This is a genomic window from Alteromonas ponticola, assembly GCF_012911815.1.
GTDB lineage: Bacteria > Pseudomonadota > Gammaproteobacteria > Enterobacterales > Alteromonadaceae > Alteromonas > Alteromonas ponticola.
In genome coordinates this window covers 130448-146105 of the sequence record NZ_JAATNW010000004.1, presented here as the reverse complement: position 1 = coordinate 146105, position 15658 = coordinate 130448, and the positions used below count along the sequence as shown (strand labels likewise).

13 protein-coding genes are annotated in these 15658 nt (G+C 47.5%); 7 read left to right on the top strand and 6 right to left on the bottom strand.

The window, feature by feature from the left end:
* The first annotated feature begins 66 nt into the window (after positions 1-66).
* Genes HCJ96_RS07790 through HCJ96_RS07775 form a run of 4 tightly spaced genes read left to right on the top strand, consistent with a single transcriptional unit; the run spans position 67 to position 4310 of the window.
* A complete protein-coding gene (locus HCJ96_RS07790) occupies positions 67-702 on the top strand; it encodes a methylamine utilization protein (RefSeq protein WP_169210486.1) in 636 nt (211 codons plus the stop codon).
* Between the two features lie 9 nt (positions 703-711).
* Positions 712-3036: a putative bifunctional diguanylate cyclase/phosphodiesterase gene (locus HCJ96_RS07785; protein ID WP_169210485.1), complete on the top strand. Its 2325-nt coding sequence runs from the start codon at positions 712-714 to the stop codon at positions 3034-3036.
* 12 nt (positions 3037-3048) lie between these two features.
* Positions 3049-3894: a DUF3034 family protein gene (locus HCJ96_RS07780; RefSeq protein WP_169210484.1), complete on the top strand. Its 846-nt coding sequence runs from the start codon at positions 3049-3051 to the stop codon at positions 3892-3894.
* Between the two features lie 5 nt (positions 3895-3899).
* Positions 3900-4310, top strand: a complete 411-nt coding sequence (locus HCJ96_RS07775; RefSeq protein ID WP_169210483.1) for a group I truncated hemoglobin — start codon at positions 3900-3902, stop codon at positions 4308-4310.
* A 95-nt stretch (positions 4311-4405) separates the two neighbouring features.
* Here HCJ96_RS07775 and cysE read toward each other — a convergent pair whose 3' ends face one another.
* The gene (gene cysE / locus HCJ96_RS07770) at positions 4406-5218 is read right to left on the bottom strand and encodes a serine O-acetyltransferase (protein WP_169210482.1); all 813 of its coding nucleotides are present in this window, start codon (positions 5216-5218) and stop codon (positions 4406-4408) included.
* 238 nt (positions 5219-5456) lie between these two features.
* Here cysE and uvrD point away from each other — a divergent pair, with 238 nt between their 5' ends.
* Positions 5457-7625, top strand: a complete 2169-nt coding sequence (uvrD, locus tag HCJ96_RS07765) for a DNA helicase II (RefSeq protein WP_169210481.1) — start codon at positions 5457-5459, stop codon at positions 7623-7625.
* A gap of 110 nt (positions 7626-7735) precedes the next feature.
* The gene (locus HCJ96_RS07760; RefSeq protein WP_169210480.1) at positions 7736-8977 is read left to right on the top strand and encodes a diguanylate cyclase; all 1242 of its coding nucleotides are present in this window, start codon (positions 7736-7738) and stop codon (positions 8975-8977) included.
* A gap of 14 nt (positions 8978-8991) precedes the next feature.
* Here the strand turns inward: HCJ96_RS07760 and HCJ96_RS07755 are convergent, their stop codons facing one another.
* The 4 genes from HCJ96_RS07755 to HCJ96_RS07740 form a co-directional block, all read right to left on the bottom strand.
* The gene (locus tag HCJ96_RS07755; protein WP_169210479.1) at positions 8992-9681 is read right to left on the bottom strand and encodes an alpha/beta fold hydrolase; all 690 of its coding nucleotides are present in this window, start codon (positions 9679-9681) and stop codon (positions 8992-8994) included.
* A gap of 161 nt (positions 9682-9842) precedes the next feature.
* Positions 9843-10784 carry an EamA family transporter RarD gene (gene rarD / locus HCJ96_RS07750; protein ID WP_281358571.1) on the bottom strand — a complete coding sequence of 314 codons (942 nt, stop codon included), beginning with the start codon at positions 10782-10784 and terminating at the stop codon, positions 9843-9845.
* A 125-nt stretch (positions 10785-10909) separates the two neighbouring features.
* A complete protein-coding gene (locus HCJ96_RS07745) occupies positions 10910-12247 on the bottom strand; it encodes a magnesium transporter (RefSeq protein WP_169210478.1) in 1338 nt (445 codons plus the stop codon).
* A gap of 23 nt (positions 12248-12270) precedes the next feature.
* Entirely contained in the window at positions 12271-12750 is a 480-nt protein-coding gene (locus HCJ96_RS07740) for a thioesterase family protein (RefSeq protein ID WP_169210477.1), read from the bottom strand.
* A gap of 141 nt (positions 12751-12891) precedes the next feature.
* On the opposite strand from HCJ96_RS07740, the gene recQ reads away from it, so the two are divergent.
* Complete coding sequence (gene recQ / locus HCJ96_RS07735) at positions 12892-14730, top strand: DNA helicase RecQ (protein WP_169210476.1); 1839 nt, start codon at positions 12892-12894, stop codon at positions 14728-14730.
* Here the strand turns inward: recQ and HCJ96_RS07730 are convergent.
* Positions 14727-15389: a glutathione S-transferase gene (locus HCJ96_RS07730; RefSeq protein ID WP_169210475.1), complete on the bottom strand. Its 663-nt coding sequence runs from the start codon at positions 15387-15389 to the stop codon at positions 14727-14729. The genes recQ and HCJ96_RS07730 overlap by 4 nt on opposite strands.
* Positions 15390-15658 lie beyond the last annotated feature (269 nt).

Sequence of the window (15658 nt, the reverse complement as noted above, 5' to 3'; positions counted from 1 at the left end):
TATTAGTGAAATAATCTGTTAACGTAAGCACTTAGGCTTACTTTTTACATCGTTACAGAGAGATAAATGAAAATAGCGGTTTTGCTGATAAGCAGTTTGCTTATCAGCTTCAACGGATATGCTGGCCAGGACACACGTATCACTATTGTTGATCAGGACAATCAGCCGGTAATTAATGCAGTGGTTTCTGTGCCAGCCGAATCGGTAACAGCAGACCCAAATGACATCGCGATAATGGATCAGATCGATAAACAATTCTCTCCAAACGTTCTGGTGGTTAATAAGGGACAGAAGGTGAGCTTTCCCAATAGTGATAACATCCGCCATCACGTGTACAGCTTTTCTGCCATTAAACCGTTTGAGATTCGACTATACAAAGGCTCCAATGAGGCGCCGGTATTATTCGATAAACCCGGTCTGGCCGTACTGGGTTGTAACATTCACGACAACATGGTGGGCTATATCTACGTGGCTGACCAAGAACTTGCTCAGGTAACTGACAGTGGTGGTAGCGTACAATTGAGTGCACCCGATATAACGGAAGTTATGATCTGGCATCCTGATTTGGGTGTCGGCTCCGCGCAGAAGCAACGGCTGCAATTAAGTCAGGTCGGCGGGGCCATGGTAGGACAGGTGAAATTGAATAAAGTCACAGAACAGGATAAGAAAAACACCTTTAAATCCAGAAAGTTTGGTCAATAAGGACTGAAGTTGGCGGCAAAATCACTCAATCAGCAAATATTCAGACTCACTGGTGGACTGGTACTTTTATCGGCCATTGCCATTTTGGTGAATGTCTGGTTTTCAACCGTTGAGCATGCCGAAAAGCAACTGCGAGGCAATCTTCAAATTGCCGAGTCTGTTTTTAAACAAACTTTCAGTAATCGAGAAGAGCAACTTTACAATTCAGTCGACATCCTCACTTCGGATTTCGGGTTTAAAGCTGCGGTCGCCAGTGACGATGAAGCCACTATAGAAAGCGCATTACTCAACCATGGTCAGCGGGTTGAAGCTGATTTGATGGCCCAATTATCGCTGCAAGGCACCGTCATCAGTACTACCAATCCCAGCCTGGAGGTGGGTGGCCAGTTTCCTTATCAGACCTTGATCGAACAAACCAATCAACGTGGTGGTGCCAACACTATCATGATGCTGAATGACCAGTTGTACCAGGCTATTTTACTGGTGGTAGAAACCCCGCGTCCTCACGGCATAACCTTAATTGGTTTCGACGTGGATAACACCCTGCTGGAAAGGCTAAAGAGTATCACGCAACTGGATGTCACTATCAGCGTTGAACAGCAAGGTAATGTCACTTACTCAGTGAGTACGCTGCAAGCAGCTATCCAGGAGCAGGCATTGCAATTGACCACGGCTGATTTGTCGTGGTTAGACGTATTGTTATTCAGTGATGCACTGTATATCTCAAAACGTTTTTTATACGTTGATAACGGTGACAACCAGATCTGGGTGACGCTGTCAGAAAATGTGACGCGCCTATACGGCGAATTTAATCGGTTACAGTTAAAAATAACGGCTATAGCCGCAATTTTACTGATATTAACCTTGATGTTCGGCGCCATGTTTGCAAAAAAACTTTCTACACCCCTGTATGGATTGTCCCGGTATGCACGCAGGATTTCTGGTGGGGATTATGAACAGGTAATTGAGGTTGACTCAAAGACTACCGAAATCGATGCGCTTTCCACCGCTTTTGTTGCCATGCAGGCCAATATTAAAGAGCGCCAGTCGGAAATTGAGTTCCAGGCCACCCATGATTTGCTCACCGGTATTTATAATCGCTATAAAATCGCCAAAATCCTTGATGCCAGATTTAAACAGGACCGCCAGTTTGTCGTGGTAGGCGCCAATATTCATGGTTTCAGGGGGGTCAATGATATTTTCGGTTATCAAAGTGGTGACCGCTGTTTACAAGCTATCGCTGCCCGATTCGAGCAGTTAGATGGCGAATGTGCACGATTGAGTGGGGGCGAATTTTTGTGGCTTCCCGATCGTGAAATCAACGACGAAGTGCTCAGCATTGTTCAACGTAAAATAGAAATGCCGATTATTGTTGATGACGTAGTCATGAATATAAAGATTGCATTGGGTGTTCTGCAATGCCCGCAGGATTGCAGTGATAGTGAGAGTGTGTTTAAGCGGGTCAATATTTGTTTGGATGAAGCGCGTGTTACCCAGGGGCTAATCGTCTCGTACGCAGAAGAATTTGAACGTAATTACGTCAGACGGCTGGCCATTATCTCTGAACTTAAAAAGGCGTTGGTCACTCAGCAATCTGAACTTAGCCTCTGTTATCAACCGAAACTTAATCTGAATACTAATAAGGTGGACCATGCAGAAGCTTTGATCCGCTGGAACAGTTCACAGCTAGGCTTTGTACCGCCCGATGAGTTTATCGCAATTGCAGAACAAGCCGGTTTAATAAATCAGGTAACCCAATGGGTTATTAATGCCGTCATCGATGATGTGGTGACACTGCGCGAGCATGATGTACGGCTTAGTATTGCAATTAATCTATCGGCCAAAGACATTGTAGATCCTCACTTGCTCTCAAATGTCACTGACAAATTAAAAGAGTTTGACCTTCCTCATGATTGTTTGTCATTTGAGATCACTGAAAGTGATATTGTGTCTGACCCCAAAAAAGCGGTGGCGGAGCTGCAACGTTTCAGGGATGCCGGATTTTCACTTGCCATAGATGACTTTGGTACGGGTTATTCGTCATTGACGTATTTGAAAAGCTTACCAGTGACAGAGCTGAAAATTGATAAAAGCTTTGTACTTAAACTGAATACACAACGTAGCGACCAGCAAATTGTGCAGACTATTTTGCATCTGGCTAAGAGTTTTAATCTGGACGTGGTGGCCGAAGGTGTGGAAGACAAAGCATCATTGACACTCCTGCGTGAATGGGGATGCAAATGGGGCCAAGGTTACTATATCTGCAAACCAGCACCACTATCACAACTGATAAGCTGGTACACCGATAATTTAGCGACAGACTGGACGACGTGAGAAGTAAAAATTATGAACACATTTTTTCGATTAGCATGTGTGGCACTTGTTAGCATAAGCACGCACAACGTATTTGCCGCAGAAGGCAAGTTAATTGGCACGGCAGGGCTGGTACAGGTAGAAGGCAGTGGCGGCGGCGGTATTGTGCCCTGGGCCACGCTGGCAGGTTACGACAGCCGCGAGCAAATCTCGGCTACCTCGTCGGCGACTCAGGTCGACGTGGATGACTACCGACTGACCATGTTAAGTGCCAGTGTCTCTGTATACGACCGGCTGGAATTAAGTGTGGCTCATCAGCGCTTTGATTTAAAAAGCCTGGGTGGAGATATTAAGCAAAACATTTTTGGCGCAAAGTATCGGTTGTACGGCGATGTGGTGTTTTCAGACTGGCCACAGATCAGTGTGGGTATGCAGCACAAACAACTTGAGGATAAAGCCATCGCCAATGCATTAGGCGCAAAGTCAGCCTCCAGCGGCAACGACTTTTATATCGCGGCCACCAAAGTACACTTAGGTGCAATTGGCGGCTTTAACGCGATTTGGAATGTCACTGCACGCGCGACCAAAGCCAACGAAATGGGTTTACTGGGTTTTGGCGGTATCAACAATGACGATTATGAGATTATGCTCGAAGCCAGTGCAGGGATCCTGCTGTCTCGCCACCTGGCGGTAGGGATGGAATATCGTCAGAAGCCGGACAATCTCGGTTTGCAGGAAGATGACTGGGTAGACTATTTTGTCACCTATATACCCAGTAAAAATTTTAGCCTGACCCTCGCATGGGCTGAACTGGGTACGATTGCCGGCGCACAAAGTCAATCAGGCCTCTATCTTTCGTTAAATGGACAACTTTGGTGATTAACATGAAATTATTGGTACTGTTACTGCTGCTCACTGTGAGTGCGTGCACTGCGACTCACTCCTCACTTTATCAGCAACTCGGTGGCAAGCAAAAAGTGGCTGAGATTGTTGATAATTTTGTTTATGAAATTGAATACGATACGCAAATTTTGCCTTATTTTGAAGGTAGCAATATTGATCGGTTTAAAGAGAAACTCAGCGAACAAATATGTTCTTTGTCAGGGGGCCCGTGTGAATATACAGGCGACTCAATGGCGCAGGTACACACCGGCATGAATATCACCGAAGCGCATTTTAATCGAACCGTTGACCTGCTGATTAATGCAATGAATAAGGCAGACGTACCGCATCGATTACAGAATCAGCTGCTGGCGAAACTGGCACCGACCCGAAAAGAGATGCTTTATCTGTAGTTAATCAGGTAAACCATCGGTCACTCGCAAAGTGAGGGGCACTGGGAGCAGCCCATGCTCTTGTTAAAACATTGCGAGTGAAATCGGGCCTGACGTTACTGTTGGTTGGAGTAATTATCTTCCAGCACATTCTGGTTCATCGATTCACAAGGGCGCTGACAGCAGGGACGGCCAACCACTTTTGCGGGTACACCTACCACAGTTACGTGTTCAGGGACATCAGACAACACGACGCTGCCCGCGCCCACTTTTGAACCCTCACCAATTTCGATATTGCCGAGAATCTTTGCTCCTGCGCCGATCAACACACCCTGTCGGATTTTCGGATGACGATCTCCCGACTCATGGCCTGTTCCGCCTAGCGTAACATTTTGCAGAATTGATACGTTGTCCTCAATGACAGCGGTTTCGCCCACCACAATGCCCGTGGCATGGTCAAACATGACGCCCTGCCCCACGCTTGCTGCGGGATGAATGTCTACCCCAAACGTTTGTGAATTGCGACTTTGCAGAAATAACGCCAGTTGCTTGCGGCCCTGTTGCCACAAATAATGCGCTAGACGATGCACCTGGACGGCCTGAAAACCTTTGTAATACAGCAGGGGTGTAAGGTAGTCCGAGGTTGCGGCATCCCGTTTGTACACTGCGGTGATATCAGCAATGGCCGCTTCTGCAATGGCCGGTTGCAACAGGTAGGCCTGGTCGATTACCTCGCGTATGGCCAGTGCAGGCATTACGTCATCGGCCATTTTATTAGACAGGATAAAGCTCAATGAGGTTTCAAAGTTGTGGTGCGTTAAAACACAGGCATGAACGTAACTGGCCAACAACGGTTCGTTTTCCGCTACAGCGGCCGCTTCATTTTTCAGCTTGCGCCAAAAATCAATGGTATTGTTGACTGCCTGCATCGTCATACTCCGTCAAATTGTCTCAGGACACTAGATTGTAGTGCATCATACGCAAGCTGAAAATAATGGCCTACGTCTGCTTAATGGCATTTTGGATTATCTAAGAACAGAATAATCTAGGGCTAACTGATCTACGAACTCGGGCATTACCCAGCACAACCGCAAATGCAATTCTCACTGTATAAATTACCAGCTTACTGGCATAATGCACCTCAAATACGTTAAGACAGGTAAAGTTATGGATGTGTCACGGCTACTAGATGATTTAAATGACAAACAACGCGAAGCGGTAGCCGCTCCCCTTTCCAATATGCTGGTTCTTGCCGGTGCAGGTAGCGGGAAAACCCGCGTCCTGGTGCACCGAATGGCCTGGCTGATGGAAGTAGAGAACATTGCACCCTTTTCTATCCTGGCGGTAACCTTTACCAATAAAGCGGCCCGTGAGATGCGCGGACGCGTGGAAAAACTAATGCATCGCAGTATGCATACCATGTGGATTGGCACCTTCCATGGCTTAGCACACCGCTTACTTCGCAGTCATTATGCTGAAGCTAAGCTACCGGAAAACTTTCAAATTATCGATTCTGATGATCAATATCGCCTTATTCGCCGCGTGTTGAAAGCCATGAATCTGGACGAGAAGCATTGGGCACCACGTCAGATCCAATGGTATATCAACGGCAATAAAGATGAAGGTTTACGCCCGCATCATATCGACACCCACCATGACCATACGCAGAAAAAAATGCAGGAGATTTATGCGGCCTACCAGGATGCCTGTGACCGCGCAGGTCTGGTTGATTTTGCCGAACTGTTGCTGCGCGCCCATGAATTGTGGGCCAATAATCCTGACGTGCTAGCGCACTACCAAAATCGCTTCCAGGCTGTGCTGGTCGACGAATTTCAGGACACCAACAATATTCAGTATGCCTGGCTACGCATGCTATGTGGCGATAACAATACCATAATGATCGTAGGCGATGATGATCAGTCAATTTACGGCTGGCGTGGTGCCAACATCGATAATATTCAACATTTTCTAAAAGATTTTCACTCGCCTTCGACTATCAGACTCGAACAGAATTACCGTTCTACCGCCACCATCCTTAACGCGGCCAATGCGGTCATCGCCAATAATGAGGGGCGGTTAGGTAAAGAGTTGTGGACCCAGGGTAGCGAAGGTGAGCCGGTGTCCGTGTATGCGGGCTTTAACGAGCTGGATGAAGCCCGGTTTATCGTTTCGCAGATTAAAAGCTGGTTTGACAAGGGTAACTCTTTACAAGAATGTGCCATCTTGTATCGCAACAATGCGCAGTCGCGGGTACTGGAAGAAGCACTCTTGCATGAGAACTTAGCCTATCGGATCTACGGCGGCCTGCGCTTTTTCGAACGCCAGGAAATTAAAGATGCGCTGGGTTATCTGCGTTTGGTCAGTCATCCGCATGACGATGCCGCCTTTGAACGGGTAGTGAACACCCCCAGTCGTGGCATGGGCGAGAAGACGCTGGGACAAATCAGACAAACCGCGCGTAGCCAAAACTGCTCAATGTGGCAGGCCAGTCATTTACTGATCCATGAAGGCGGTATGAAAGGCCGGGCGGCCAATGCGCTGCAAACGTTCATAGGGCTGATTACTGATCTGGAACAGGAGCTTAACCAACTTCCCCTTGAGGAGCAGGCAGATAAGGCGATTCAACGGTCGGGTTTATATGCCATGTATCAGGCGGAAAAAGGGGAAAAAGCACAGGCTCGTCTGGAAAACCTGGAAGAGCTGGTCACTGCTTGTAAGCAGTTTGTTGTGCCCGAAGAAGCCGAAGAAATGACCCCGTTGGCAGCCTTTTTAGCACATGCTTCGTTGGAAGCCGGAGAAGCACAGGCAGACAGCGATCAGGATGCGGTGCAGCTGATGACCATTCATACTGCTAAAGGGCTGGAGTTTCCACTGGTCTTTTTAGCCGGGGTTGAAGAAGGCATGTTCCCAAGTCAGATGACCAATGACGAGCCAGGTCGCATGGAAGAGGAGAGACGCCTTGCCTACGTAGGTATGACACGTGCGATGCAAAAGTTGTTTATGACTTATGCTGAAAGCCGGCGCTTATATGGACAAGATAAATTCCATACCATCTCGCGTTTTATTCAGGAAATCCCTTCCGAATACGTGGAAGAAGTGAGGTTACGATCGACCATTTCACGGCCGGTGCACAACCGCTTCAGCCGTGCCACTTCTCACGAAGCATTTGAAAATAGTGGTTTCTCACTGGGGCAGCGTGTCAGGCATCGAAAATTTGGCGAAGGTGTCGTACTCAATTATGAGGGCTCCGGTGAACATGCTCGGGTACAAGTCAATTTTGCCGAATTTGGCAGTAAATGGTTGGTGCTTGCATATGCCAAGCTGGAAGAGGCATAATTGGTTAAAGATTGGGCGACAGGGACATTTCACCTGATGCACTAAGTGCGTTTAAGTGCACCTTACAATTGGAAAAAGCAATAGACCATATCACGCAGGATAAATGGTTCATGCAAAAAAAAGTGCTGGTAGTTGAGCAAAGCACATACAGTTTGTCATTGATGTCCAAACTGGTCAGAAAAGCGGGTCTGCAGCCGGTGGGCGCACATTCCCTGTCAGAAGCCAAATTCAAATTCGGCCAAGCGCTCCCAGAAGAGTTTTTGTGTGCCATCGTCGACTATCATTTACCCGACGCACCGCACGGAGAAGCGCTGGATTTTACGATTGATGCGTTTCTTCCTACGATCGCAGTAACCAACAATAATGATGCCAGTACCCGTACTGCCGTTCTTGCCAGACAGGTTGTCGATTACATTCCTAAAGAAAACGGCCAACTTTATGATTATTTAAGTCGCTTGCTGGCGAGACTGGAAAAGAATAAACATGTCGGTGTGTTAGTCGTCGATGCGTCACGACATAGTCGCCAGACGATGGTTTCCTTGCTTAAGCGTCATCATTTCATTATTTATGAAGCCGGCAGTGTCAGCGAAGCAATCGACGCGCTGGACTTTCACTCCCATATTCAACTTGTAATTCTCAGTGATCGAATCGACGAAAGTTCCTCAACTGACTTCATTGCCACGCTGCGCAAAGAGTTTTCTAAAGAGGAACTAGCCATCATCGGCGTTTCAAATATTGAAAGCGCTTTGCTGTCTGCCCATTACATCAAAAGTGGCGCTAATGATGTGTTACGCAAACCCTTCTGTTACGAAGAGTTTTTATGTCGCATTATGCAAAATCTGGAATTGATTGATAACGTAAACACGATTCGCGAAGCGGCGAACAAAGACTTTCTTACTGGCTTGCCCAATCGTCGTCATTTTTTCTATTCGGTTAACCACAGCTTCAAAAACCTGCCATCCAATCAGGCGCTGGCGTTGTTAGACTTAGACTACTTTAAAGTAATTAACGATACGTTCGGTCATGATGCTGGCGATCATGTACTAAAACATGTGGCAAAACTGATCGCGCAGGCATTTGACGACGTCTATGTTGCGCGTTTCGGTGGCGAAGAGTTTTGCATTTATCTACCGTTGTTTTCGCCTGAAAACGCGTTTGCACGGCTGGAGCAATTTCGAACCCTGGTGGAGGGGTCTGTTATTGTATATGACAACACAGAAATTTCCGTCACCACCAGCATCGGCTTGAGCACACGCCCATCACATAATATTGAAGCTTTGCTTTCAGATGCAGATAAATTGCTCTACGAAGCGAAGGCTAATGGCCGTAACCAGACATGCATAACGCAATAATCCGTCCCCTCGCGTCAGTTGATTAAATCCACCTGATCAGCTGCCGTATCTGTCTGCAAACCAAAGTGGCCAAGTGAGTAGGTGTACGTGGCATCTTCATACCAGATGCGGCTGCTGTGTACCCCGTAGACATAACAGGTGCCCGTTGAACACACTATCTGATCCATGTAGCTTTTCAGCGAATACACTTTGTCACCCAATGGAGCGCCGTAGAGTCCATCCAGGAAAGGGCTGCTAATGGATAAACCATAATACCCACAGGTACTGTTCCAGACGTTGTAGGGATAGACGCCACAACTGTGCAGTCCGCGTAAAGCGCCTGCCACACCGACAAAGGTGTCAACGTAGGACGATGCTGCAAGCTTATCAATTTGCTGCGCAGCTAGAGTAACGCCCATAGAGTGACCAATTACATCAATCTTGCCTGTACAGGAACTATTGATAGCTGAGACGATGGCATTTCTGACCGGTGTTTCTTCGGCTCCGCTATGGTTGTTACAGGCTGCGCAACTTTTTGAACCCCAGTCAGGATTGAAAATATTGGCATCCGCGTAACCGCGTGATTTGAGTTCAGCCAGCGTATTGGACCAGCTCGAAGGGGTGGCGGTATTGCCATGCACCAGCACGACATTATCTCTACATTGCGCCAACGCCTGGCCTGTGACAAGTGTTAGCAAACCCATTACAAGAAAAAGTAATTTCATAAAGCCCACTTTTGTTAATCAAGTGTTAACAAAATAGGCCATGGAACGGTTTTCTGACATAATACTTTAGTGCGTAGCGTAATGTAATTTAAACATGCTGACGCGTGTGAGGACCGGGCAAGTTGCCCCGCAATGGTATGCGGAGCCCTTACTACGTGATGTTAACGTGTTGAAGTTGCGTTATTCAAACGCAACTTTTTCTGCCGATGGTAGAACCTGAGCGAATCGAAACTGAACAACAAGAGCCCCGTCCATACAAAGGCAAAGGTGATTAATCTGGCTTCTTCCAGTGGCTCACCGTATAAAAATACCGCCAGAATAAACATCATGGTAGGTCCGATGTATTGGAAAAAACCCAGTGTCGAATACATGATGCGTCTTGCCGCTGCGGTGAAGCACAACAAAGGCGCGGTGGTCACAACCCCCGCCGCAATTAAGATAGCATTAAACTCAAGCGAGTTTTCCGCCATGTTACTTTGCGGCGATGCGAACCATACCCAGAAGATCACCGCAAACGGCAGCATCATCATGGTTTCAATAAATAGCCCCGGTAGCGAATCAACGTCAACCTGCTTGCGCAGCAATCCGTATACGCCAAACGTGCCTGCAAGCACAAGCGCAATCCAGGGCAGTTCACCATAAGAAAATACCAGTACAGATACACCCAGGATCGCCAGTACGACCGCAACCTGCTGTAAGGGCCTGAGCTTTTCGCCTAAGAAGAGGCGGCCAAGCAGAATATTGATAAGTGGATTAATGTAATAGCCCAGGCTGGCATCCAATAATTGATTACTGTTGATAGCCCAGATAAACAGTAACCAATTCGCGCCTAGTAACAGACCGGCAATCAATAAAATAGTCATCACTTTACGCGAACGCAGAGCTTTAATTACTTTCGCTTTTTGCTTAAAGCCTACAATGAGGCCCGCCAGGATGACGGCCGACCAAACGACCCGGTGCATCAGTATTTCTATAGCCGGCATAGACTGAAGTAACTTGAAGTACATGGGCGCCAGGCCCCACATGCTGTATGCCGCAATAGCGAACAGTACCCCTGCACGAGAACGCTTTTCAGCGTCGTTCGAAATAGTAGACTGGGTCAAACGAAATTCCAGAGATTAAAAGACTTAATCGTTAAAGGCGAAAATGAACGCGCATTGTCTGAAAAATAACAGCGCCATACAAGCACTAGCAGACGAATGCGCGTTATTTATTGATATAACGCCAATTACAATAATATAAGCGTGCCCAGCCCGAGGAATGCGACGAAGCCCACTACATCAGTTACTGTGGTGAGAATCACCGAACCGGATAAAGCCGGGTCTATTTTTAGCTTATCCAGAATCACGGGCACGAACACCCCTGCGATGGCGGCTGCCACAATATTGAATAGAATCGCAAAACAAATGACCAACCCAAGTGCTGCGTTGGTAAACCAGAAGTATGCCACGATACCGATAATGATCGCCCAGATGATGCCGTTCACTCCGCCGACTTTAAGCTCCTTTATCATCAACGCTTTGATGTTGGAATTGGTTACCTGCCCCAAAGCCAGGCCGCGCACGATCAGGGTCAGGGTTTGACTGCCTGCGATACCGCCCATGCTGGCCACTACTGGCATTAATACCGCCAGGGCCACCACTTCCTGTAGCGTGGCTTCAAACAAACCGATAAACCAGGACGCTAAAAAAGCGGTTAACAGGTTGATACCTAACCACAAGGCGCGATTTCTGGCGCTTTTAGCCACCGGGGCAAATAAATCCTCGTCTTCATCCATACCCGCCGAGGCCATCACCTGGCGTTCATAAAACTCGTTGACCAGCTCACTGGCTGCGGTAATGTCAAGACGCCCGAGCAATTGATTGTTGTCATCAATAACCGGCAAAGATGCAAAGCCTGATCGCTGTAATTGCAGTGAAGCGGTTGTGCTGTCATCTTTGCCTTTTAAAGCAGGAATTGTCTCCTCGGTCAGCTCAACCAATGGCACATGTTCCGGCGAGCCAAAGATTCGAGTCAGGCGCACCGCGGCTGAGAACTGCCCTGAACGGTTAATTAAAAAGATGGTGTCACAATGTGATGGAACATTGCGGCGAATCAGGCGTAGCCCATCACGTACTTTGGCGTTCAGCGGCAGTACCAACATGCCGTAATTGATCCAGTGACCAATCTCGTCATCTTTGAATTGAGATGCTGCTTTAAAATGTTTTTGTTGCTGTTCGTCTAATGCGGTAAATGCCAGCTCTATCAATTTATTCGGCAGTGAATCGAGCAGTTCGAGTAAATCTTCTGCTTCAATATCGGCAAAAATAGCGGTCCATTCGCCGTCAGGGGTGGCATCAATCAGAATTTCCCGCGGGTCACTTCGCATCTCTACCAGAATATCGAGTTTGCGATCACGCGGGATCCCCTCCCAAACACTGACCCGGGGCTCTACCGGTAACGACTCCAGCAAGGTTGCGATATAGATGTCGTCCTGCCCGGCGAGGGTAGTCAAAATCGCGGCTGGATCATCGGCTTGAGGGTTCGAGACAAACTCTTCAATTAATTCTGGTAATGGTTCTGCCATTTAGCTCTCCCGAACGTTTTTAGCTAGCCCAACATATAGGTGCCGGTACCAAAGGCGATATGGTCGCCTCGTTCATTGTGTAGCTCCATCCGACACACGGCCACCCTGCTGCCTTTACGAATAACTTGTGCGGTGGCGATAAAACGCTTGCCTCGACCAGGACGTAAATAGTCCACCCGCATGTCGACAGTGCCCATGGTGGGGAGTCTTTCAACTAACGCAGCAAGATGTCTGTCCTGCGTCTGTTTAACTGCACTTAAAATAGCGGTCAAGCCGCCAATAGTATCTAACAACGAGGCGGTTACCCCGCCGTGCAGAATTTTCTGTAAAGGATTTCCTGTCAGCTTATCATCCCACGGAACTTCGAGCCGGATACTATCATCTTCTGTCACAAAGCGTACCCCAAGAAGTTGATTAAATGGCATATTTTCTTCAAACAGGTTGACCACGCGGTTAATCACCTCAGATTGTGTAAGTGTAGACTCCGACAAACTATCTCCCATTCTTTTTAAAATGTTGTACGCTCTGCATTGTAGGCTATTACGCAGGCCTTAGCTGCATACTTGCTGTACAAATGAACGGTTTTTAAAAAATGCGTGGCTTTACTGATGAAGCCACATTAAAAAACGCGTAAACTAAGCCCCATGAACGATTCCTGCGCCATCGCCACCTCCACCGTACAAGAACAGAGAAACGCTGCTACCATTTTGGAGCAGGTGTTTGGTTATGCCAGCTTCCGTCCGGGGCAACAAGAGGTTATCGATAACCTGATTGAGGGGCAGGATGTGCTGGTATTATTGCCAACGGGCGGCGGAAAATCGCTTTGCTATCAGGTTCCCGCATTAGTGAGAGAAGGCACCGCAATCGTTGTCTCACCCTTAATATCGTTAATGCAGGATCAGGTTCAGCAATTGAAAGAGTCTGGTGTACGCGCCGCATTCTTAAATTCCAGTCTTTCTACTGACCAACAACATAAAATCATTGAGTCGTTAAGAGCGGGTAATCTCGACCTGCTCTACGTGTCGCCTGAGAGGTTATTACAGTTTTCTTTTTTGCAACTGATCAAACAGTTACCGTTAGCCCTGTTTGCCATTGACGAAGCCCACTGTGTTTCCCACTGGGGGCATGATTTCAGACAGGACTACCGCGGACTGAGTGCGCTAAAACGACAATTCCCCGCTACCCCGATTATCGCGCTTACTGCTACGGCGGACACCGCCACGCAAGCCGATATCGTCTCACAGTTAGACCTTGCTTCACCTTTTATCTTTAAGGGCAGCTTTGACCGACCCAATATTCGCTATCGGGTCATGTCTAAATACAAAGCCTTTGAGCAGGTTTCAAAGTACGTCAAAAATGCGGAAGGCAGCGGTATCATCTACTGCAACAGTCGTGCAAAGGTGGATGATTTATATGCCCGCCTTTACCGGCAAGGGTTTAAGTGCGCCGCTTATCATGCAGGTATGGATGCAGATGAACGGGAATTGGTGCTTCAGCAGTTTCTACGCGAAAAAATCGATATTGTTGTTGCCACTGTGGCCTTTGGCATGGGCATCAACAAGTCGAACGTGCGCTATGTGGTCCATCATGATGTACCACGCAGTATTGAAAGCTACTATCAGGAAACCGGGCGTGCTGGTCGCGACGGTCTGCCCGCCGAGGCCATGTTGTTATTTAACGAAAACGATGCAGCCAGGGTGCGCCAATGGATTGAGCAGGGTGAGAACCCTAATCAGACACTGATAGAAGTGCAGAAGTTTAGCGCGATGGAATCGTTTTCCGAAGCACAAACCTGTCGTCGGCAAATTCTGTTAAATTATTTCTCGCAATACAGTGATACCGCATGTGGTAACTGTGATATTTGCCTGGACCCGCCAAAGATGATCGAGGGTATGGTGCTGGCGCAAAAAGTACTCTCATGCGTTTTGCGCCTGGAACAACAGGCGTCGAGTCAGTACGTTATCGATATTCTCAGGGGCAAAGCGCTTAGACGAATTCAGGAAGCGGGTCATGACCAGCTCAGCACCTACGGCATTGGCAAAGAACAATCTGACAGCTACTGGCACAATATAATCAATCAGCTTATTCACAAAGGTTTGATTCGGGTAGATATAACTGCTCACGCCGCGCTAAGACTTACCGAAGCTGCCAGGCCAGTATTGAGAGGGCAAAGCGAATTGAAACTGGCGGCGCCAAGGCTTGAATTTAAACCCGAAAAAGACAGAAAGGTGGTGTTGGGAGATTATGACAAAGCGCTATTCAAACGCTTTAAACATCTTCGAAAGACCCTTGCAGACGAACATGAAGTTCCGCCATTTGTTATTTTCAGTGACGCAACCCTGGTCGACATGGCCAATAAGCTCCCCACTAATGCGACTGAATTTTTAGCTGTTAGTGGGGTTGGTCAGACTAAGCTTGAACGCTATGGCAGTGCGTTTTTACAACTGATTCACGACTACCAACACAGAAACGACGAACATTAAGCGTAAGAGTACTCCCCTCCCTTTTTAAGGGCTGCCTGATAAGCTGGACGGGCGTGAATACGTTGCACAAACTCGGTAATAGCTGGGTAAGATTTTGCTCTACCGGTTGCTACCAACGACTCCAGTGGAAAGCTCATTTGCACGTCAGCGCCGGTTGGCTGATTACCTGCAAACCATTCATGAGATGATAGCCAGGATTCAATATATTTCAGGCTTTGCTCAAGATTCGGACCGTAATAAGCACGGATTATCCCCTCCACCATTTTGTTTACCACGGGCTTAAACAACAGGGGCGTTTTCTCACGCGCTTTAAAAAGCACTTTCATCGCAACCAGCGGTGGCATTAATGACCCCTCTGCAAAGTGCATCCAAAATAAATATGATTGATAGTTTTTTTCGTCAGATGGCGCCGCAAATGTTGCGTCCGCGTAGTGTTTTACCAAGTACTCTATGATGGCACCAGATTCAGCCAGCGTGCCATTTTCCGTAGTTAAAACAGGTGCCCTGCCCAACTGATGTATTGCTTTTAATTCGGTGGGCGCAAGGCCAGTTTTTTGATCCCGCTGGTAAACCTCAAGTTGATATTCTGCGCCGAGCTCCTCCAGTAACCACAGAATGCGTTGTGAGCGAGAATCGTTTAGGTGGTGCAGTGTAAGCATAGGTCCCTCAATTTGGTAAATAACAGATAGACACTGCGGTCAGTGAGTCTGTGAAGATGGTGTGGTTTTTCCAACACGCTGATTATCAGTGTGTTATCAATCGATCACACACTGCTTCATGCTAAAATGCAAATTAAACTTAAACCACGCAGCAGCTTCACAGCCTGATCAATAACTAAAGCTGATAAGGGGAAAACTGTCTGTTGGGTGTTTAACTTTCATTTTCGCTCCATTACCATCTCTTCTACACCATGACTATTCTCTGATTT

What these genes read in the sequence shown, in the direction of transcription:
- HCJ96_RS07790 (WP_169210486.1), top strand. Translation starts at nt 67, where the DNA reads ATGAAAATAGCGGTTTTGCTGATAAGCAGTTTGCTTATCAGCTTCAAC.
- HCJ96_RS07780 (WP_169210484.1), top strand. Translation starts at nt 3,049, where the DNA reads ATGAACACATTTTTTCGATTAGCATGTGTGGCACTTGTTAGCATAAGC.
- HCJ96_RS07775 (WP_169210483.1), top strand. Translation starts at nt 3,900, where the DNA reads ATGAAATTATTGGTACTGTTACTGCTGCTCACTGTGAGTGCGTGCACT.
- cysE (WP_169210482.1), bottom strand. Translation starts at nt 5,218, where the DNA reads ATGCAGGCAGTCAACAATACCATTGATTTTTGGCGCAAGCTGAAAAAT.
- uvrD (WP_169210481.1), top strand. Translation starts at nt 5,457, where the DNA reads ATGGATGTGTCACGGCTACTAGATGATTTAAATGACAAACAACGCGAA.
- HCJ96_RS07760 (WP_169210480.1), top strand. Translation starts at nt 7,736, where the DNA reads ATGCAAAAAAAAGTGCTGGTAGTTGAGCAAAGCACATACAGTTTGTCA.
- HCJ96_RS07755 (WP_169210479.1), bottom strand. Translation starts at nt 9,681, where the DNA reads ATGAAATTACTTTTTCTTGTAATGGGTTTGCTAACACTTGTCACAGGC.
- HCJ96_RS07745 (WP_169210478.1), bottom strand. Translation starts at nt 12,247, where the DNA reads ATGGCAGAACCATTACCAGAATTAATTGAAGAGTTTGTCTCGAACCCT.
- HCJ96_RS07740 (WP_169210477.1), bottom strand. Translation starts at nt 12,750, where the DNA reads ATGGGAGATAGTTTGTCGGAGTCTACACTTACACAATCTGAGGTGATT.
- recQ (WP_169210476.1), top strand. Translation starts at nt 12,892, where the DNA reads ATGAACGATTCCTGCGCCATCGCCACCTCCACCGTACAAGAACAGAGA.
- HCJ96_RS07730 (WP_169210475.1), bottom strand. Translation starts at nt 15,389, where the DNA reads ATGCTTACACTGCACCACCTAAACGATTCTCGCTCACAACGCATTCTG.